19 protein-coding genes are annotated in these 20,714 nt (G+C 42.4%); 9 read left to right on the forward strand and 10 right to left on the reverse strand.

All coding sequences use genetic code 11. The features are described from left to right. Positions 1 to 172 precede the first annotated feature (172 nt). Positions 173 to 301: a hypothetical protein gene (locus tag F0227_RS22015; protein WP_301338347.1), complete on the reverse strand. Its 129-nt coding sequence runs from the start codon at positions 299 to 301 to the stop codon at positions 173 to 175. A gap of 155 nt (positions 302 to 456) precedes the next feature. Between F0227_RS22015 and F0227_RS03815 the strand changes: the two genes are divergently transcribed. Next, positions 457 to 2,244 carry an SgrR family transcriptional regulator gene (locus F0227_RS03815; protein WP_345775793.1) on the forward strand — a complete coding sequence of 596 codons (1,788 nt, stop codon included), beginning with the start codon at positions 457 to 459 and terminating at the stop codon, positions 2,242 to 2,244. Between the two features lie 85 nt (positions 2,245 to 2,329). On the opposite strand, the gene F0227_RS03820 is transcribed toward F0227_RS03815, so the two are convergent. Then, entirely contained in the window at positions 2,330 to 3,097 is a 768-nt protein-coding gene (locus tag F0227_RS03820) for a phytanoyl-CoA dioxygenase family protein (protein ID WP_171751842.1), read from the reverse strand. A 269-nt stretch (positions 3,098 to 3,366) separates the two neighbouring features. On the opposite strand from F0227_RS03820, the gene F0227_RS03825 reads away from it, so the two are divergent. Further along, the gene (locus tag F0227_RS03825; protein ID WP_171751843.1) at positions 3,367 to 4,227 is read left to right on the forward strand and encodes an AraC family transcriptional regulator; all 861 of its coding nucleotides are present in this window, start codon (positions 3,367 to 3,369) and stop codon (positions 4,225 to 4,227) included. Between the two features lie 23 nt (positions 4,228 to 4,250). Here F0227_RS03825 and F0227_RS03830 read toward each other — a convergent pair whose 3' ends face one another. From F0227_RS03830 to F0227_RS03860, 7 genes are all read right to left on the reverse strand, one after another. Next, positions 4,251 to 4,586 carry a fructose PTS transporter subunit IIB gene (locus F0227_RS03830; RefSeq protein ID WP_171751844.1) on the reverse strand — a complete coding sequence of 112 codons (336 nt, stop codon included), beginning with the start codon at positions 4,584 to 4,586 and terminating at the stop codon, positions 4,251 to 4,253. Positions 4,587 to 4,737: 151 nt separating this feature from the next. Beyond that, positions 4,738 to 5,415 carry a fructose-6-phosphate aldolase gene (locus F0227_RS03835; protein ID WP_171751845.1) on the reverse strand — a complete coding sequence of 226 codons (678 nt, stop codon included), beginning with the start codon at positions 5,413 to 5,415 and terminating at the stop codon, positions 4,738 to 4,740. 73 nt (positions 5,416 to 5,488) lie between these two features. Further along, the gene (locus F0227_RS03840) at positions 5,489 to 6,349 is read right to left on the reverse strand and encodes a sugar nucleotide-binding protein (protein ID WP_171751846.1); all 861 of its coding nucleotides are present in this window, start codon (positions 6,347 to 6,349) and stop codon (positions 5,489 to 5,491) included. A gap of 2 nt (positions 6,350 to 6,351) precedes the next feature. Next, entirely contained in the window at positions 6,352 to 7,212 is an 861-nt protein-coding gene (locus tag F0227_RS03845) for a [formate-C-acetyltransferase]-activating enzyme (protein WP_253822024.1), read from the reverse strand. Then, on the reverse strand, positions 7,202 to 9,502 hold the full coding sequence (locus tag F0227_RS03850) for a formate C-acetyltransferase (protein WP_171751848.1): 2,301 nt from the start codon (positions 9,500 to 9,502) through the stop codon (positions 7,202 to 7,204). Before F0227_RS03850 ends, F0227_RS03845 begins: the two co-directional genes overlap by 11 nt. A 262-nt stretch (positions 9,503 to 9,764) precedes the next feature. Further along, on the reverse strand, positions 9,765 to 10,088 hold the full coding sequence (locus F0227_RS03855; protein WP_171751849.1) for a PTS fructose-like transporter subunit IIB: 324 nt from the start codon (positions 10,086 to 10,088) through the stop codon (positions 9,765 to 9,767). 99 nt (positions 10,089 to 10,187) lie between these two features. Continuing rightward, positions 10,188 to 11,261 carry a PTS fructose transporter subunit EIIC gene (locus F0227_RS03860; protein ID WP_171751850.1) on the reverse strand — a complete coding sequence of 358 codons (1,074 nt, stop codon included), beginning with the start codon at positions 11,259 to 11,261 and terminating at the stop codon, positions 10,188 to 10,190. A gap of 490 nt (positions 11,262 to 11,751) precedes the next feature. Between F0227_RS03860 and ptsP the strand changes: the two genes are divergently transcribed. From ptsP to F0227_RS03875, 3 genes are all read left to right on the forward strand, one after another. Then, positions 11,752 to 14,259, forward strand: a complete 2,508-nt coding sequence (gene ptsP, locus F0227_RS03865) for a phosphoenolpyruvate--protein phosphotransferase (protein ID WP_171751851.1) — start codon at positions 11,752 to 11,754, stop codon at positions 14,257 to 14,259. A gap of 97 nt (positions 14,260 to 14,356) precedes the next feature. Beyond that, positions 14,357 to 14,842, forward strand: coding sequence for a heme-degrading domain-containing protein (locus F0227_RS03870; RefSeq protein WP_171751852.1), 486 nt, complete (start codon positions 14,357 to 14,359; stop codon positions 14,840 to 14,842). A gap of 118 nt (positions 14,843 to 14,960) precedes the next feature. Next, positions 14,961 to 15,386: a hypothetical protein gene (locus F0227_RS03875; protein ID WP_171751853.1), complete on the forward strand. Its 426-nt coding sequence runs from the start codon at positions 14,961 to 14,963 to the stop codon at positions 15,384 to 15,386. Positions 15,387 to 15,547: 161 nt separating this feature from the next. Here the strand turns inward: F0227_RS03875 and F0227_RS03880 are convergent, their stop codons facing one another. Further along, entirely contained in the window at positions 15,548 to 16,864 is a 1,317-nt protein-coding gene (locus F0227_RS03880; RefSeq protein ID WP_171751854.1) for a PTS transporter subunit EIIC, read from the reverse strand. A 274-nt stretch (positions 16,865 to 17,138) separates the two neighbouring features. Between F0227_RS03880 and F0227_RS03885 the strand changes: the two genes are divergently transcribed. The 4 genes from F0227_RS03885 (at position 17,139) to chbA (ending at position 20,665) form a co-directional block, all read left to right on the forward strand. Then, positions 17,139 to 17,444: a PTS sugar transporter subunit IIB gene (locus F0227_RS03885; protein ID WP_171751855.1), complete on the forward strand. Its 306-nt coding sequence runs from the start codon at positions 17,139 to 17,141 to the stop codon at positions 17,442 to 17,444. 34 nt (positions 17,445 to 17,478) lie between these two features. Continuing rightward, positions 17,479 to 18,804, forward strand: a complete 1,326-nt coding sequence (locus F0227_RS03890) for a PTS sugar transporter subunit IIC (RefSeq protein WP_171751856.1) — start codon at positions 17,479 to 17,481, stop codon at positions 18,802 to 18,804. Positions 18,805 to 18,917: 113 nt separating this feature from the next. Next, entirely contained in the window at positions 18,918 to 20,300 is a 1,383-nt protein-coding gene (locus F0227_RS03895; RefSeq protein WP_171751857.1) for a glycoside hydrolase family 1 protein, read from the forward strand. Positions 20,301 to 20,359: 59 nt separating this feature from the next. Continuing rightward, the gene (gene chbA, locus F0227_RS03900; RefSeq protein WP_171751917.1) at positions 20,360 to 20,665 is read left to right on the forward strand and encodes a PTS N,N'-diacetylchitobiose transporter subunit IIA; all 306 of its coding nucleotides are present in this window, start codon (positions 20,360 to 20,362) and stop codon (positions 20,663 to 20,665) included. Positions 20,666 to 20,714 lie beyond the last annotated feature (49 nt).

The following is a 20,714-nucleotide window of genomic DNA, read 5'->3' on the forward strand; positions in this document are numbered from 1 at the left end:
ATTCTACGACAAAAATCAGTAACACCGAGCAGGAGCCAATAAAACTCGCCCTTTGGGAGCTCATCAACATGCTCATTTCAGTGTCAGATAACCTTGAAAGGGGATGCCATTCCTTCGATTATCTTTCTTGAACTGAACCTGTTGATGCAGCTCTGAATCCTGCACCTTGAGGTCACTTGAGTATATAAATAATGGCTTCACGCTCTAGCGTCGTTTTGCTTCTCTCAAGGCGAGACTGATAATACCGAGCAAGAGAGCGAGAACCTAGCGCAACAAATAAACGTCTAATTACTGTTAACATGCGTACCTCCATCTGATAGTCAGATTATCAACAGAAATAAGGATATTTAAAACAGAGATTATTTTGTTGTTTAGTTCCGTATTTTGACCTAACCTAAAGAAATTCTGCCAAAATGACCAATGAAGCACTAAACAAGGAACTAGAATCAAAAAGGAGTGCCTATTTTGAGTGACAACAGACAACTTCTCTATTTTTCTCGCCTAGCTGAATTAGGCGTCAATAAAGAGATTTTTATTACTCTTCCTGAAGTAGCAGAGATTATGTTTACCAGTAATCGGCACTGCCGAACCCTGCTAAACCAGTTGAATCAATTAGGTTGGATTGAATGGAAGCCAAAGTCCGGGCGAAATCAACGCTCACAGCTCTACCTCAATTACACTGTTAACAATATAAAAAACCAACTTGCCCAGCAGCTGATATCTAAAGGGAAGTATGAAAAAGCACTCGACCTGATAGACAATGATCAACAGCTCTTTGCCCAGCTTCTTAAAAACACCTCTGGTCCTCAACGAAGAGAAGGAAGACTGCATGTACAGCTTACCTATGACAGAGCGTTCTCTTTACTGTTACCTCACTGCCCACTAAGAAACAGTGAGCGTTTTCTTCTTCGTCAAGTATACAGTTGCCTTGTTCAGTGCGATGAAAATGGAAACATCAAACCAGAGCTCGCTCACAACTGGACCTACAACAAATCAGAACTCAGTTGGAAGTTTTACCTTCGCCCTCAGCTTAAGTTTCATGATGGCAGCGACATCACCGCCAGCGTAATTACTGATTTATTCAAACAACTAAAACATATGCTTTTATATAAAAATGAGTTATCTCATATAGAGAGTATATGTGAGCTTAATCCGCTCTGTATTCAATTCACACTAACCAAACCCGATGAAGGATTTGCCGCATTACTTTCCGATGTAAAGTATGCAATTCAGCCACCTAAGCAGCTGTCAGAAACAAACATCACCACAAATAATCGCTCCGTTACAGGAAGTGGAGTATTTCAAGTTCAGGAGCACAGTGAGCAGAAGCTGACGCTGCAAGCCTATGATCACTTCCATGGCTTTCGTGCGCTAACCGATACCGTGACCATCTGGCAACTACCCAAACAGGAAAACAGTACCTTTGGTGACACCAAATTAGAAACCGCCAGAGTGACACCGGCAGGATCGATGTGTTCTAACTACCTCTCGGTCGAAGGGGCAAGTGATGAGAATGGCCAACTTATCGCCAGCAGTGAACAAACAAGTCGGATTGAAGATGGTTGCTTACTGGCTATGGTCAACAGTCAGGCAGAACTATCACTGCTTCAGCGAAAATACTTAAGCCAACTTATTGGTAGCGAAAGTCTACTAAAACAGCTCACTCAGTCTGATGACGACATTGCGGCAGTCGCGGCTTATAACTTGCTTCCAGGTTGGTTAACACTGTTACCTTCAGTTCCTGTTGCCCACCCACTACCAGATAGCTTAACTATCGCCATATTTGAACACCACGCTCTAAAACAATGTGCCGAAGCAATGATGACTCTACTCAACAGCGCTGGCGTTCATTGCACTATAAATATCTACTCTTTTAATGATTTTTATGAAAAAGCCCAAAACCAATCACTAAATGAGGACATTATTCTTACCAGTATGAACTTAGATGACAATCGGCCTATATCTGCATTTTGCTGGATGTTATCCAATCCTTTTTTACAACAAAGCTTGTCTTATCAAGATAAAGAGTGGCTAGCGAGTAAATTATATTACCTAAGAGAACAGCAACCCGTTTCCAGTTATATGCGAGAACTAGAGTCTGTAGCTTCTGCTCTCATTACCTCTCACAAATTGATACCAATCTTTCATCATAAGCAAACTTTGCGCTTTGAAGATGTTTTAAAAAGCGTCTCCATCAACACTTGGGGTTGGCCTGAGTTACGAGATATCTGGACAGATGAATAGACCATAACTCCATATATCATCTCCTGACCCGATGCGGCTAGATCGTAAAAATAAAGCGCTTATAACATCACAAAGTTAAGCGGTTTCACTCTACCTCTAGCAGCCATTTTTGTGCTGGTGTTAAACGACTAGCGGTAGATTGCGTTAGCCACTTTTTCTGGTCTTGCTGTGCGTCATCTTCTCTATCAATGTAGAGGCCATGCAGCACTCTACGGCGAGTACCAAGTTTGTTGGTTGTACCGCCATGCCATGTATGAGCATTGAATATCATCACGCTACCTGCTGGACATTCTAAATACACTTCATCTGGATGAGGTCCATTTAAATCGGTCAACAACTGTTCTGGCAATTCTGCTCTAAGGTGTGTACCTGGAATGATACGTGGTGCTCCGTTCTCTTTCGTTAAGTCATCTATCGCCCAAATTGAATTAACTAAATGAACATGAGGAAAATCAGGTCGCGGCTTTTTCCAGTCAGCATGTAAAGGCTGATGGCCACCTTGATGATGCGCTTCACGGGCATTGAGACTTGATATCTTAAATTCACCGTTAAACAAATGTTTACAGGCAGACAAAACCAAAGGATGAGCCCATACTTTTTCCCATACCGTTCCTTTGTTTATCAAATTGGCAATTCGGGTCACTGTCTCTTCTTGGTGGTGCTCTATCGCCAATTGATCGCCCTCTTTTTCAACTAAGCTATCAAAGGTTCGACGCATTTCAGCCAACCACTCTTTATCCACAACATCATGAATAACTGTAAAGCCATGAGTATCAAGTTCATCTATCATTTTTGCTGTCAACGTCATATTGGCACCAAGAGCATTGAGGTATGTTCCAGAGTCGCTATTCATAATTCTTCCTTTTGAGCTTTCTTGTTTTAGTCTGTTTAGTTGTAAAAGGCCGACACCTTATTACTTCAAACTACTCAACAAAAAGAAAAAAATATGCAGGTAAATTGTTCGATTTACTGGACATTTGTTATCTAAAATAGGAATTGTGAACCATAACCCATATCCTAGCATTCAATAAAAAAGTTTAGCCTTAAACAAGGTAATATAAGCAGTAGGCATGTTATTTCATTATCAAAATACAAGCTTCAACCAACGGGAGAATCTTAAAAGTGCTGGATAAAAAACAATTGTTAGACACATTACGTCGCTACGCAAAATCTGCCGATAATATAGGTGATGTTTTTTACGCGGGTAACTTGCCATCTCCTCCTCCATTGGCTTATCAAGTCCATTTCCCTCGCATTGAAATGGTGTTAAGTGGTGAGCTAAACATGGACGTTGGCAACAATCTTGGAGTCGATACAAAATACACGCTTAAACAGGGAGGTGTCCTATTTTTACCTGCTGAAAGTTGGAACAAACCAGAGTGGGACAAACCGGTACAGACACTAACGGTGATGGCGGGAAAACAGAGCTTTGGTATGAGTTTGTTGAGTTGGGATGGAGAACAATTTGATTCAGCAGTAAAAGAGAGTGTACTGCGTCGCGGGCCTCGTGTCGGCACATTCATTCTTAACGCGATTGAAGAGTTAACCAAACAAACCGAGCATCAAGAAACCAAACGGCTATTAATTACCTCACTTTTTAGCCATATCATCGATCTTATTGAGAAGCCTCTGGAAACACCATCAAAAAGCCATGCACTGTTTGAAGCGGTAAGAGATTATTTAGAACAGCATTATCATGAGCCATTAAGCCGAGAGTCGGTAGCAAAACATTTCTATGTTTCAGCAAACTACCTTTCACAACTCTTTCAAAAGGAAGGGAAAATCAAGTTTAATGAGTATCTGAATCAAATTCGATTAGAGCGAGCAAAATATCTATTAATTGAATACGATATGAAAATAAAAGAGGTAGCCCACCGCTGTGGATTTAAGGACAGCAACTATTTTTGCCGAATTTTTCGAAACCAAACTGAACGCTCACCATCTGAGTATCGCGCTCAATATTTAAGTTCTCATACAGAATAAGTTCTCATACTGAAATATGACAGCTAGAGCACAATCTCAGAATTGGGTGGCGCTAAACGCACTTTTTCTATAGCCAACATCACTTCATCAGCGTTTCGCAGATAATAGGCAATTGAACAACGCACTATACGCATCTGATTAAAGCGCTCAATCCCTTCAATATTAATATCAGAGATGATCACCGCTACAGATGCGTTCTCAATTTGTTGTTCGGTCAACTGGTTCTCACTACCCAATGCGCCTTGAGTTTCAACATTGATCTTATAGCCCGCTTTCTTGCTAGATTTCTCCAACAATTCTGCTGCCATGTAGGTATGCGCAACACCACTGATACACGCTGTAACTCCAACAATTTCCATATAGATTTCATACTTAGCAATAAACCAGATGGAGTCTACCTCCACCGGGTTCTATTAATAATATTCTCAATCAGCTTTTGTGCATTCTTTCACATTTAACATTCTGTAGATAACCAGCATAATTGGAGCAATGCCATTTAATATAAGCTAATTAGAGTACGTCCAATACGTTACTACCTATACCATAGACGTTTTCCCAGTCAGATACAAAGCCAGCAACGCCAGAGTCAGTCAGTGGATGAAGCAATAGTTGCTCAAATACCTCTGGTGCAATCGTTACTGAATGAGCACCTGCTAGTGCCACCTGATGAACTTGCTGCACGTTCTTAAAAGAAGCGGCAAGCACTTTAGCATCCAATTGATATTGTTCGATTAACTGGACCATCTCAGCTGCAACCATAGCGCCATCTGAACAGATATTATCTAATCGGTTAACGTACGGTGCTAAAAACTCTGCTCCTGCCATTGCTGCCATTAATGCTTGTTGAGGCGTTAAAATTGCGGTGGCTGTAATCCGGATACCTTCAGCATCAATCAATTTCATCGCTTTAATGCCCTGAGGAGTGACAGGGACTTTGACAATAATTTTTGGATCTAGTCTACGGAGAGCTTTAGCCTCTTCTAACATGGTTTCAGCTTGTTTGCCCATGACCTGCGCATGCAGCATACGATCTTCGCCAATGACTTCGCGAATATCCATTAGAATCTCTTTTAACGGACGATTTTCCTTGGCGATAATGGATGGGTTAGTAGTCACACCAACGAGCGGATAAAGATCAATCGCGTTTTTGATTGCATCTAAATCTGCGGTATCTAACATGTAAATCATTAAGTACTCCTAAATTTTAATGTAGTCATTACCTTGGATTAAACTGAATAATCAAAGGCAATAGCATCTCTTCTCAGCGAATAAAGCCAAACTCTTTTAAACACTTGCTAATCGCTTGTTTGCTTTCGGTAAACACAATGCCCTGCTCTGCCAGCTTCGAAGTGTCCAATCGTACATCCCGTGTTTTCGGCGCGTCATTTACCGACAATAAACTCTCCAGCCGATCCTGTTGACCAAGCTCAGTTAAAATATGTTTAGCAATGTCATAACGACTGGCGGTATTAACAGCACCAGTATGGTAAGTGCCATAAGGAATAGTGAAGATGCGAGGGAACTGTTCGATCAACTCATGGACATAAGTTAAACCGCGAAACTCATTGGTACGTTCAGCCATCACATTACCATTAATGAATGCCTGTAGCGTGTTCCATACCACATTAGGGTTTATGCTGGTATTTCGTTCTGGTAGTCCAAACAACCAAGTGAAACGTAAAATCCACATCTCATCGAGAATGCTCTTTAGCTCAGCTTCTGCTTGTAACTTATTCTGTCCATATACAGTGTCAGGTAGTGGCGTATCCAACTCGTTATATGGCCCCTCTTCTTGATTGCCATTAAACAGTTGCTCAGTCGATATAAACACCAATTTGCTGCCTTGAGCTTTACAGGCCTTGGCTACGTTTATGGCACCTTGCACATTGACTTTATGTGCAATATCCGGATGTTGGTTACAAAAATCGGTTACAGCAATTGCTGCAGCATGAATAACATAATCTGGTTTGAACTCAGCAAAAGCACTCTCGACACGCGTTTCATCCGTAATATCGAGTTGTTCCACATCCAAACCCAGCACATCAAACTCAGTGCAAAATCGGTTTATAAATCGAGTACCAAAAAATCCATTTGCGCCAGTAATAAGTATTCTCTTTTTCACATTTAACCTCCAATAATTACTCGGTATCCGCTAGCCTGAATGTGGTGACGAATAGCTTCGATTTCAGTGTCGCTTGGAACTGGTACATCTTGCAGACGATACTCCAGTCCTAACGTTTGATATTTATTTGCTCCATATTGATGAAATGGCAGAAGATGGATCTCTTCAAGATGAAACGGTTTTAAAAATGCAAGAACCTTATCTACATTAATAATGTCGAGGGTATAACCGGGAATCAGGGGCAATCGAGGAATAACTCGACAGTGGTTCTCCATCAATAGAGCAAAACTCTCAAGTACTCTCTGTAGATCTAAACCAATATGCTCTTTTGCTTTAATCGGGTCCATTATTTTGAAATCAAACAGCACTTCATCGCATAGCTGTGCAATCTTCAGTAGTTGACGACGACTACCATGGCCGGACGTTTCAACCGCCGTGCGATAGCCAAGTGACTTCAGTCGAATCAGCAACTCAATAGCAAAATGAGATTGGCTGAGCACCTCGCCTCCCGACAACGTAACGCCACCATTTGAGGTTTCAAAAAACAGGTCATCTTTTGCTATCTGATTAAGCACTTCATCCAGTGTCATGTCAGTGCCAACCTGCTCCCATGCGCCTGTTGGGCACTCTTCTGTATCCATGGCACATTCATCGCAATCAATACACTTCACCTCCCGACGAATGTAAGTTGTTCGATGAGAGCGTGACTCTGGGTTAGAACACCACGGACAACGTAGCGGGCAGCCCTTAAAAAAGACCACCGTGCGTATGCCAGAACCATCATGCAGAGAGTAACGCTGAATATTAAACACTCGTCCAGTTTCAACATTACTCTCTGGGATTGGCGATGATTTACAGTTCATGCGCGGTTCTTCGAATAATGTCATCTTGAATTTCTTTCGATAATTCAACAAAAAAGGCACTGTATCCTGCAACCCTAACAACCAAGCCGGCATAATCTTCTGGAGATTTCTGAGCAAGTTTCAAAGTCTCAGCATTCAACACATTAAACTGTACGTGTTGGAGTTTTAACTTCATAAAGGCTCGGATAAAATCCGCCAGCTTATTGATGCCTTGCTGTCCCTCTAGTGTTGCAGGCGTAAACTTAACGTTAAGCAAGCTGCCGTTAGAAAGCAGATAATTGTCCAATTTACTCACCGATTTAAGTACCGCTGTTGGACCTAACATATCTTTGCCCAGCATAGGTGACAATCCACCATCCGCAAGCTGCTCACCCGCTAAGCGACCATCCGCCGTGGCACCAACCACTTCTCCAAGAGGGACATGAGCCGACACCGTATAAGATCCCGGAGTAAACTGGCCGCCACGAGGGTTTTGATAGGTTTCCACTTCTTTACAAAACACTCGTAGCAGCTCAGAACCAAGGCTATCCACTTCATCAATATCGTTGCCATACTTTTCGTACTTGTTCATTAGGCGAGCACGAATTTTCTCACCATCAGGCACATCAAAATTGCTGGTTAATATGGTAACAAACTGCTTAAAGCTGCAACGTTGATCTTCAAACACATAGCGTTTTAACGCATGCAACGAATCCGACAAATTAGCAATTCCAATACCTTGAACCCCAGAAAAATTATAACGGCTGCCTCCATAAGTAATGTCTTTACCATTGGCAACGCAATCGCTAATGAATGATGAAAGCAGAGGAACAGGCGCCCAATCACGGTGGCCAACATCACAAATATTGGATCCTTCTACCATCAATTTCACGTAGTAACGGATATCTGAACGAATCTCTTCCAGCAGAAAATCAAAAGTGGCGTTCGGGTTATCACCATGACGTTGCATGGTCAGCTCTAGTATTTTCAGTAGGTTGAACATAGCAATATCGTGAAGCCCATATGTCTTACCCGGTATTGAGAGTTCGACACAACCCACTACTGCATAATCACGGGCATCTTCTAATGAAACTCCGCGATTTAAGAAGGCAGGAATCACTACCTCGTCATTAAATATCTGTGGAATGCCAGTGCCTAATCGAATGGTCTCTGCAGTTTTAATTAAAAAACTACGATCTATAAACTCATTAACCCGTACGCCAAGGTTTGGCTGCGGCAGTTGTACACTTTGGTAGGCATCAAGGCACAAGCTCGACAGTGGGTTAACGGCACTCTGACCAATATGATCTAGGCCACCCAGAATAATAGTGTAACCTGTTGGAAAGCCAGCAAAGAACTTAGCACTGCTGGAAGAGCGCAATAACACAATATCATTGGTTTTTATCCAAAGACTTTCCAATAGTTCTCGAATAAAGGCCGGAGATTCACCGTGCTCTAATGAGTATTGATAAAACGGCATCATATACTGATCAAACCGGCCCAGAGATAATGAGCTGGCATTCGATTCATATTGCAAAATAATATTCATATACCAAAACAACTGACTCGCTTCATAGAATGATTTTGGCGCTTCAGTGGACATTCTCTCTGAGATATCAGCAATGACATCTAACTCATGACGTCGCTGTGGGTCGACTTCAACTGCCGCTAATTGCTTAGCAAGCTGCGCATAGCGGCCAATATGTTTGATAGATGCATCAAGTAGAATGACAACCGCTTGATAAAATTCGTTTTCTGGCGACGCATGGCTTAGCGTGCGCATATCATCCAACTGCTTACCCAACCCATTCTTTAGCAGGCATTCAAAATCAATAATGATATGTCCTTGCCCTTTATCCGTCTGATTAACACTGAAAATCTTTTCCGCAACAGCCTCTTTCACGTTGGCTGGGATCTGTTGGTTGATAAAATCTTTCATTGACCTTGTAGACCAATAACTGAGCAGTTCATTGCGATAAATCTCTTTATCTTCCTCAGAGATAAAAAACTTATCTTGTGGGCGAGACTCAAACGTCTCCAGCTCTTTCTCTATCCAATAAGGATCCATTTCAGGAGAGACAATACCCGCACGAGGTTGAACAGTCCGGTTACCGGCAATCAGCTCATTTTCTCTAATGGCGATCTCCACTCTGTCTAATACATGTGCTGTCGCTTTAGCACGACGAATGAGAGTCGGCTCACCTTCCGTCTGCTTATGGCTTTCGGTATAAAGTAATGCACGTTCTAGAGAGATTTCGCGCTGAGATTGAAATAATGCGCTCTTTAGCTGTTCTATTCTTGGGGTACTCATTTTGGGCTCCTTTATCAACTGCCAGTTAGCTAGCGATCTCTTGTTAGCTATGTTTGATTAACATCTGTTTACGTAGAGGTGGTTTACTGTTGAGCAGTCGCCTCTTTTTTTGCAACGTGTTAAGCAGTTGTTTTATCGTTATTTTGTATATCAAAATCACCTACTCCGCTATTTGCAGACAAAGTCACTTTGATAGACATTTAAGTACGCTAACGCTTAACAAAAGGGGATTTCCCCTTTTGTTACACAAAGCTAGCTAAGGCTAGGCTGTTGCTTTAGCAAGGTGCGCTTCAATTTTTTCCATCACAGCAGCCGCTCGTTTAACGGCATCACTCACACCAATTTTTACAACGGTTTTTCCAGCAAATCGCTCTGAATTCTTGATATCAATATCTTTGGTTAAAATAACCACATCAGCAGTTTCAATAAGCTCCGCGGTCAATTCATTTTCCACACCAATTGAGCCTTGTGTCTCTACTTGGCACTGCCAACCTTTCGCTTTAGCAGCTGACTCAATGGCCTCTGCTGCCATATAAGTATGAGCAACACCAGACGGGCACGCGGTTACGGCTACGATACTAGTCATAATAAAATCCTCGAAAATAGGTAAATATTTAAATTTGGGGGGAGAGAGTGAAGGCTAAATCCGGAAAAAATAACCGTCCACTCTCAGAAATATTGTGGATTAGCCAATGTCGATATCTAGGTCAAGGTCATCTACACCCTGCTCTACTTTATCAACCACTTTACGGCGAGATTTCAAGAAGTTAACCATAAATGCAGTAACTAATGAGCCGACAAGTAACGCAATAATAAAACTAAAACGCCCTTCGACTACTGGCAGAACAATTAGGCCACCCCATGCTGCATAACTTTTTACACCTAGAACGGCAGCGGTAACAGAACCTGCAGCGGTACCAATCATAATGGATGGAAGTACTCGCAAAGGATCCCCAGCAGCAAATGGAATAGCACCTTCAGTAATACCCATTGTCCCCATCAAGATCGATGCTCGACCTGCTTCTTGCTCACTTGGGTCATACAGCTTTTTGTTTAAGAAGGTCGCAAGTCCCATACCAACAGACGGAACAGCCACGGCAACTGAAGAGATACCGGCAACGTTGTAGATACCTTCACCAACACAGAGAATAACAAATGCATACGCCACTTTGTTTACCGGACCGCCCATATCAAAGGCAATCATCAAGCCCATAATTATGGCTAGAGCAACGATACTTTCGTCTTGCATGCCTTTAAGAAAGTCCGTCAGGCCTGCTGTTGCAGCGCCAATTGGCTCACCAATACCCCAAACAATGGCACCTGCGGTGATCAAAGTACCAACAATTGGAATGACAAAAATGGGCATGATAGAACGGGCAAACGCCGGAACTTTGATTTTCTTAAGATAGAAAACAACGATACCACCGAGTAGACCTGCGAAAATCGCACCAAAGAAGCCGGTGTTATACATGTTAGCGCCAATAAAGGCAGCGATAGCTGATGGTGCTAGTGCTGAACGGTCGGCAATTGAGTAACCTATGTATGCAGCCAAAATTGGCACCATTAATTGGAATCCAGCAACACCAATAAAAAATAGATCATGTAACCAGGTTCCTTCTTCAGGAACCGCTCCTTCACCGTATAACATCACTGATGCAGCAAGCAAAATACCACCGGCAACCACAAAAGGAATCATGTGCGACACACCAGTCATTAAGTGCTGTCGAGTACCTTTTAGAATCGAGATTAAATCTTTCATTGATCTCTCCTTTGAGATAAATGTTCTAATGTTTTAATTATAGAGTGCGTTTCACGCTCATGTTTAATCCAAGCCAGCTGAGCTTTGTCTATACTATAGTGAGCAAATCTACTACTCAGTTAGAGGACAAAACTGCTTTTTACTGGAATTTTGTAAGGTAGAATGAAAATATTGATCTCTCGCACACTTTTACTTCCCATGCCATACCCAAGCAAGAAAATTAACACTATCCCCTTATAAATCAATCGCCTACTTATTCCGAGACATTAAGCAGCAATGACCAAAACAATATCAACGTCACAAAAAAAGCAGGATATTTGACGAGTATCACAGGGAAGAACAAATATAACAAAAATCCAGTCTTTCGAACTTTTATCCAATAGAAGTAATTGCTGGCTTTGGCTATTGTGAATGACATAGCGACAACAAATTAACCCTAGCTCGAACACATTCACGAGCACGCCGTTTTGATGTATAAGGACAACGCGCAATGAAATCTTTTTCTTTCTCTTGTGAACTGCCAAATGGCGTTCATGCAAGACCCGCAAGCCACGTTGAATCACTATGTAATCAGTTTGACTCCGAGATCAATTGGCAAAATCAGAGAACCGGGCTTGTTGGTAATGCAAAAAGCGTCCTGTCTCTTATTGGTACAGATACTCTGCTTGGAGATGAATGCTTATTAACTATTGATGGTCAAGATGAAGAAGCCGCGCTAGAGCAACTTAAGCAGTTTATTGGCAACGAATTTTTGCATTGTGATGAACCATTACAAACCAACCAACAAGAGAACAGTGAACTGGTCCCATTACCACGCAACTTTTCTAAACTAGATGCTAACTATATACGCGGACATGCGGTAAGTGATGGATTTGGTCAGGGTCGACTCACCGCAATGGGAGCCATTAACTTTGATAACCTGGTCGATCTACCTACGGCTCTTAGTGAGCAGCAAGAAAAACAGAATTTAGCTTCCGGCATTGAAGCCGTAATTAAATCACTCAATATTCAGCTTTCGACCGCACAACATACTGAAAGTGAAGTACTCAAAGCGCACTTATCCATTGCCCGAGATCAAGAGTATCAACAGACCCTACATGACAACCTCATTGAAGGACGCAGTTGCTCTGACGCTATTGTGGCAACAGCAAAGCACTTTGGCGAACGTATGAAAAACTCATCCAGCAGTTATATGCGTGAGCGTGAGCTAGATATTCGTGATGTTAGTTATCAACTACTACAAAGTATTTATGGTACTGACACGTTTTCTGGTCAAAACACATTGACTGAAGCGACGGTATGTTTGGCGGATGACCTAACACCTAGCCAGTTTCTTGAATTAGATAAATCCTTGTTAAAAGGGTTGATACTCTCTCATGGGGGAAGCACCTCACACACTGTTATCCTAGCGCGTTCTTTCGCTATTCCAACCATAGTTGGCGTAGACGCTAGCTTATTGAGTACTCAATTAGATACACAGGTAATAGTAGACGGACAGTTAGGTTTAGTGGTGAACGACATCACTACTGCTGTTGAACGTTACTACGCTCAAGAGCACAAAGTAAAAGAGATTGTTCAGCAACGACAGGCGGCATTTCGCGATATGGCCGCGAAATCTCTAGATGATAAAGCCATTGAAGTTGCCGCCAATATTGCTCATTCAGTAGAAGCAAAACAAGCCTTTGCTAATGGTGCTGAAGCGATTGGGCTTTTTAGAACCGAGATGCTCTACATGGACCGCACCAGCGCCCCAGATGAGAATGAGTTATACAATATCTTCTGCCAAGCGTGTGATGCAGCTGAAGGTAAGTCCGTTATCATTCGCACCATAGATATCGGTGGAGATAAACCCGTTGACTATTTGAACATTCCTGCAGAAAACAACCCGTTTCTTGGTTATCGAGCAGTTCGTATCTATCCTGAGTTTATCGAGCTATTCAAAACTCAACTAAGAGCCATTTTGCGAGCCTCTGCTCATGGAAGTATCAAGATCATGATCCCCATGATTTCGTCACTTGAAGAGATTTTATGGGTAAAAGATGTGTTAGCAGAAGTTCGCCAAGAATTACGAAGAGAGAACATACCATTCTCAGAAAAAGTGCCGTTAGGTATTATGCTAGAAGTACCATCCGTAGCCTTTATTATTGACCAATGCTGTGAAGAGATTGATTTCTTCTCTATTGGCTCTAATGATCTGACTCAATATCTAATGGCCGTTGACCGTGACAATGCCAAAGTTGCAAATAATTATAACAGCTTGAATCCAGCATTTTTGCGTACCCTAGATCATGTGGTTCGTGAAGTTCACCGCCATGGTAAATGGATTGGCTTATGTGGCGAGTTAGGAGCCAAAGGCTCTGTTTTACCACTGCTTATTGGACTTGGCCTAGACGAAATAAGTATGAGCTCACCTAGCATTGCTGCAACAAAAGAACATGTTGCAAAGCTCGATAGCAGAGAGTGTCGTCAACTGTTAAACAAAGCCATGCAGTGTAGATCCGTTCAAGAAGTAGAACACCTATTGGCCCAGTTTCGCATGAACCAAACTGAAGCGCCGATGGTTGCCAAAGAGTGCATCTCGTTAGATCGCGATTTACGAAGCAAAGAAGAGGTGATTAAAGCGTTGGCAGACAACCTTTACCTCACAGGCCGTTGTCGATATCCCAATAAACTCGCGGATGATTTATGGGCTCGTGAAGATGTGTTTTCTACCGGATTAGGGTTTGGTTTTGCTATTCCACACACCAAAAGCGAACATATTGAGCAGTCTGCAATCAGTGTATGCCGACTTGCCAATCCAATTCAATGGGGAGACGAAAAGGCTCAGTTTATTATTATGCTCACCCTAAATAAGCACGCTGCGGGTGATCAACACATGAAAATATTTTCAAAACTCGCCAGAAAAATCATGCATGCGGATTTTAGAGAGCAGTTAATGACAGCGGTTGATGCTGAACAAGTAGAAGCATTATTAAAGCAAGAACTAGAACTAAGTTAACCCCCGACTTTGGCAGTGTTTACTTGCGTGGTAATTAAGTAACACTGCCTTTTTTCCTCATCGCCATATCAACTGCAAATCAATTTGAGAGCAGCCAATGAATACCGAATTGAATCAATTACTAGATGAAGAGCACCAGCTGCAGTTTAGCCAATTTAACAACGAAACCGCTTGGCAACTCGGAAGCATAATTAAAAACAATGCTGAACAACTGGATGCAAAAATCGCCATAGACATAACAGTTAACGGCCAACAGCTATTTGGTTACGCTATGCAAGGCAGCACTATTGATAACCTAGCATGGATAAAAAGGAAGCAAAATGTCGTACATCGCTACCAACACAGCTCTTGGTATATGGGGCTCTACTACAAAAATAAAGGTAAAAGTATAGAAGAAGCATCCTTTGTAGATAGCAAGCACTACGCTCCATTTGGTGGCAGCTTCCCGCTTTCAGTTCGTGGTGTCGGAGTGATCGGTAGCATTACCGTCTCTGGTTTACCGCAATACCAAGACCATCTATTACTCACCCAGAGCATCCGCCAGTTACTCGAACGTGAAAAAGACACCGATCTTAGGCAATAAAAAAGAGTGGCATATTTGAAGGTGCTCAAAAAATTTACAAAATTGTCATGTGGGTATTTACTTAGTCACAAATGATAACGATAATAATTATCATTTGTGACTAAAGAGAACCATTCGTATGACGGCATCGCACCAACCAGCAATGGACAACGCTTACCTATCTATCTCTCAACACAGTTCCAGTGAAGAACGCCATTACAGAGACAGTATCTTCTCCCTAGAGGAAAGACTGATGGCAAATCCAACCTGTATCGAATCCATCAAAGCTTGGATAAGCGGATATCATCAGCTTGCTACAATCTATCAACTCCGTGGTCAGTATTTATTGGCGCAAAAGTGTTTGCTTATTCCTCATCAATCCATGCTTTATATGGCTCACAACTGTCATGATGAAGAGGTTGAACTTATCGCGATTCGAGCAATTAACATCACTCTGCCAAAGCTTATTGAATTTACCAAAGTTCATCCCCCTTGCAAAAACTGTATGAATGAACTGAGAGAGCAGATGAGCGCCATTGAGCAACAAAATAGACAATTTCACTGACATTAACGTGAGGACAATTTATGGAAAATATCACTCCCCTATTTCGCTGGATAGGCTTGTTTGCTTTCGTGATGCTGTTTATGCCCATTGTACTCTTATCTTAACAGCCACATTTGCAGACTAATCCAAACGGATGGCAATACAGAAATGAGCGGGCATGTTTACTGGGTAGCACCAGAACGATCAGCCGTGCGTTTTAGTTCATTCTCCAGTATCGCTTTCTCATGTGCGAGGAAAAAAGGTCGATAGATAAAGTACGCGTTTACCATGGCCAACAGCACCATCAGGGCATTAACCATACTGCCGTTAGACGCCCATGCAGCACCAATCGGTGCCGGTACTGACCATGGAATCATCATCACAACTCTATCCAAAAGCCCCGCAGAAGTGAGATACCAAGCAATGGTGGCATTTATCATCGGCACCAATATAAAAGGAATAATAAACAGAGGGTTCATAATGATAGGAAAGCCAAATAAAATCGGTTCATTAATGTTAAATATTGAAGGAATAACACTGATTTTCCCTACCGATTTCAGATGATTTGAACGACTTCTGATGGCTAAATAAACCAATGGAAGCGTCGAACCAACACCACCAATAAGAATAAAGAAGTCCCAGAATGCCGGCAGATAAATGTGCGGTAACATCTGTTGTCCAGCCTCCATTGTCTGCTGATTAACTAACAGATTAGATATCCAAAATGGATTCATGATTCCCGTGACAATCAAAGCACCATGAATACCAACAAACCACAATAACTGACACACCAATATCGAGATCAACACCGCAGCCAGGCTGTCCGACGCCAACACAAGAGGCTGAAATGCCTGCTCGATCAATTGAGGAAATAGATAGCCCGTGGACTGTACCAAATAATGATTAAACAGAGAGAGACTAAGCATTATCGCCATAATCGGCAGCATAAATTTAAAGCTCTGCATGGTGAGCATTGGCACATCTTCAGGCATAGAGATCACCCACCCCTTACGCATAAATAATCGAATAACTTCAATGGCATAAAAGGCGGATAGAATCGCAGTAAATAATCCCGCGCTACTTAAATAACGTATGCTTTGTTCATCACCAGTATGAAAACCCGCCAGCATTAAGAATGCCATGCACCCCGTTAACCCTGCCAAGGTTTCATGTAAGGCGTACTGCTTAGCGAGTGATGCCGCAATTCCAAACGAAACAATCAAACCAACAACGCCGAGTGTCAGCTGGTAGGTAGGCAACAGCACCGGACGAAGATAGTTCGAAAGGTCAATCCAAGCGACAGCGAGAAATGAGGTCTGGTCAGATATCGGTGGAAAGATTAACGGCACAAACATACAACCAACAAAAATAAAAGGCATAGCCAGTTGAAAGCCGTCACGCAGAGCACCAAGATGCGAGTTCCTAGAGAGTACCCTAGCAAGGGGAGTCATATATTGCTCTACATTACTGGCTAGCAGCCTGATAAATGAATAGTTCATCTCTATATCCAAAACCTGATCTGCCTGAAGAATAGCCAATTTGCAGAGCAAACAGAAACCGGTTTATCAATTGTGCTGACTTGAGCACAGTTTGTTTCCATATCAAAGGCAAACCGTTAACAACATCACAAAATTATGACACTTCCAGTTCAATCTAATGATCATTTTCACAATAAAACGGAAATAAAACGGAAACCGGTTTCCATTTTATTTCCAAAGAGGCATAGTTGCATCCGTTGATACAAAACGTGAAAGACAAAACGGGAGAGACAAAATGAAAAAAATAATGCTTTGCTGCTCAGCAGGAATGTCCACATCCATGCTGGTAAAAAAAATGCAGGCCTCGGCTGACGAGAGAGGTATTGCGGCGGAAATTAATGCCTTTGGTGCATCAGAATTTAATGAACAGTTTTCTAACTTTCAAGTGGTATTGCTAGGCCCACAAATCAAATATATGCAACCAGACTTGCAGCAGGTGGCTAGCGCTCACGGAATAAAAGTAGAGCCGATAGACATGATGGATTACGGCATGCAGAGAGGGGATAAAGTCCTTGATTTTGCTATAGAACTTATCGGCTAAGGCATTTACATTCACACAAGTAACGGAAAAAATTATGAGTACTTTATACAATAGAATGGTTGACGTTATCGAGCAAAAGGTCACCCCAATTGCCGGAAAACTGGGCCAACAAAAATATGTCACATCAATTCGTGACGGATTTATCGCCGCACTGCCGTTTATGATCGTTGGGTCGTTTATGTTGGTGTTTATTTTCCCTCCTTTCTCGGCAGACACCACCTGGGGATTTGCCAGAGCGTGGCTGGATTTTTCTAATACCTATCGCGAACAACTCATGCTGCCATTTAACCTCAGTATGGGGATCATGACGCTGTTTATTTCGGTGGGAATCGCCTCTAGCCTAGCGCGCCATCATAATCTTGACCCGGTAACCACTGGCCTACTTTCTATGATGTCTTTTTTGCTGGTTGCCGCTCCACTTGAAGGTGGACAAATCTCTATGCAGTACTTCTCAGGTCAAGGTATATTCACCGCGATCATTACTGCTATTTACTCCACAGAAGTCTATGCATTTTTAAAACGTAAAAACGTCACGATTAAACTTCCTCCTGAAGTACCATCTGGTGTTGCTCGCTCATTTGAAATATTGATTCCGGTATTGGCGATTATCTTAACATTGCACCCGCTTAACCTATTCATCGAGACACAAACAGGCATGATCATCCCTCAAGCGATCATGTCATTAGTTCAACCATTAGTGGCTGCATCTGATTCATTACCCGCCGTTCTTCTAGCGGTACTTGTCTGTCAAATTTTATGGTTTGCCGGTATCCATGGCGCGCTAATCGTCACTGGCATCATGAACCCATTCTGGATGGCGAACTTATCCGTTAACCAAGCAGCAATGACCGCAGGTGAAGCTATTCCCCATATTTTTGTTCAAGGGTTTTGGGATCATTACCTACTCATTGGTGGCGTGGGGTCAACACTTCCACTGGCTTTCTTGCTTATGCGTAGCAAAGCTGTACACCTGAGAACCATTGGTAAAATGGGGGTCGTACCGGGCTTGTTTAACATTAACGAACCCATCTTATTTGGTGCGCCAATCATCATGAACCCAGTGTTCTTCCTACCATTCATATTTGTTCCAATGATCAACGCCACACTGGCATGGTTTGCTACCGACTGGGGTCTTATTGAACGCGTCGTTTCATTAACACCATGGACAACTCCGGGACCAATCGGTGCCTCTTGGGCTGCGAACTGGGCCTTTAGCCCCGTGATTATGTGCTTACTTTGTATGGTCATGGCAGCAATGATGTACCTACCATTCTTAAAAGCTTACGAAAAACAGCTGCTAGAACAAGATGCAGCTAAAGAGAAAGAAGCCAACGCACAAGCGCAGCCTATCACCGCTTAAACTGTCGCTATGGTATTGATAACCAGTTAGTTTATGACGAACGCGCATCACTAATAACTCTTATTGATCAGTAATACAGAGCAGCTTTGGCTGCTCTTTAATAAGGAAAAACCATGAAATATACATTTCCAAACAATTTCTACTGGGGAAGTGCCGCCTCTGCTACTCAAACCGAAGGGGCGGCTTTTATAAATGGCAAAGGTGAGAATATTTGGGACCATTGGTTTAAAGCTCAGCCAAATCGATTCCACAACGGCATCTCTGCAACAGAGGCATCGACCTTCTACCAAAACTATCAAAGCGATATCCAACTTATGAAGGATATTGGCCACAATAGTTTTCGCACCTCTATTTCATGGGCTCGATTAATTCCGACAGGGTCAGGAGAAGTAAACCAAGAGGCGGTCGACTTTTACAACGGCGTCATAGACGAGTTAATCAAGCACAACATAGAGCCATTTATCTGCCTGTTCCATTTTGACATGCCGATGGTCATGCAAGAGATCGGTGGATTTGAAAACCGTGAAGTATTAGACGCCTACCAATACTATACTGAAACCTGCTTCAAACTGTTTGGTGACCGAGTCAAGCATTGGTTCACTTTTAACGAACCCATTGTTCCTGTTGAAGGTGGCTACCTTTATGATTTCCACTACCCTAACGTTGTGGACTTTAAACGCGCCGCTACTGTGGCTTATCACACTATTCTTGCACACGCTAAAGCAGTCAAAACTTACCGCAAACTTGGTCTTGATGGACAGATAGGTATTATTTTAAACCTTACTCCTTCTTATCCTCGTTCTGATAACGAAGCAGATTTAAAAGCTTCCAATATTTGTGACTTATTGTTTAACCGTAGTTTCCTTGATCCCGCGGTAAAGGGAAGCTACCCACAAGCGCTGGTTGATCTACTTACAGAACATGACCAACTACCCGATATTCAGACTGGAGATTGTGAACTCATTGCAGAAGGAAAAATCGATCTGCTTGGCGTGAACTACTACATGCCAAGACGCGTAAAAGCCAGAGACAATGCCGTTAACCCTGACGCGCCGTTTATGCCAGAACACTTTTTTGATTATTACGAAATGCCGGGGAGAAAAATGAATCCACACCGCGGCTGGGAGATCTACGAAAAAGGCGTTTATGACATATTAACTAACTTGCGTGACAACTACGGAAACCTACCTTGTTACATCTCTGAAAACGGCATGGGTGTTGAAGGGGAAGAGAAGTTTTTAGTTAATGGTCAAATTCAAGATGACTATCGCATCGACTTTATTCGCGGACACCTTAGCTGGCTTCATCAAGGTATCGAAGAAGGCGCCAATTGCATTGGCTATCATCTATGGACTTTTATCGACAACTGGTCATGGAGTAATGCTTACAAAAATCGATACGGATTTTATCGCCTCGATTTGGAGACTCAACAACGTAGCATGAAAAAAAGTGGCGAGTGGTATGCCCAGGTGTCACGAGACAACGGTTTTAACTAGAGTCAATTGACTCAACTTCCCTATTTTGGGGAATTTTGAACAACTTACGGGAGAGAATGATGGACTTAGAAGAGCAAGTAATGGGGATCATTATTAATGCAGGCCAATCAAGAAGTTTGTGTTATGAAGCACTGCGTCACGCTAAGAAAAACCAATTTAGTGAAGCAGAAAGCTTAATGAAAGAGGCTCAAGAATACGCCAACAAAGCACACCTTGTGCAAACTCAACTCATTGAAGCAGATGAAGGAGAAGGCAAAGCCAAAATGACATTAGTCATGGTTCATGCACAGGATCACTTAATGACATCCATGTTGGCCAAAGAGTTAGTTGCAGAACTTATTGAGCTTCATAAACGTTGCCAATAAGCGATTAATACGCTTGTGGTTATTTTATGGCGCTGTAAAATGGAGAGAA

This window comes from Vibrio sp. 99-8-1 (assembly GCF_013114595.1).
Classification (GTDB): Bacteria; Pseudomonadota; Gammaproteobacteria; order Enterobacterales; family Vibrionaceae; genus Vibrio.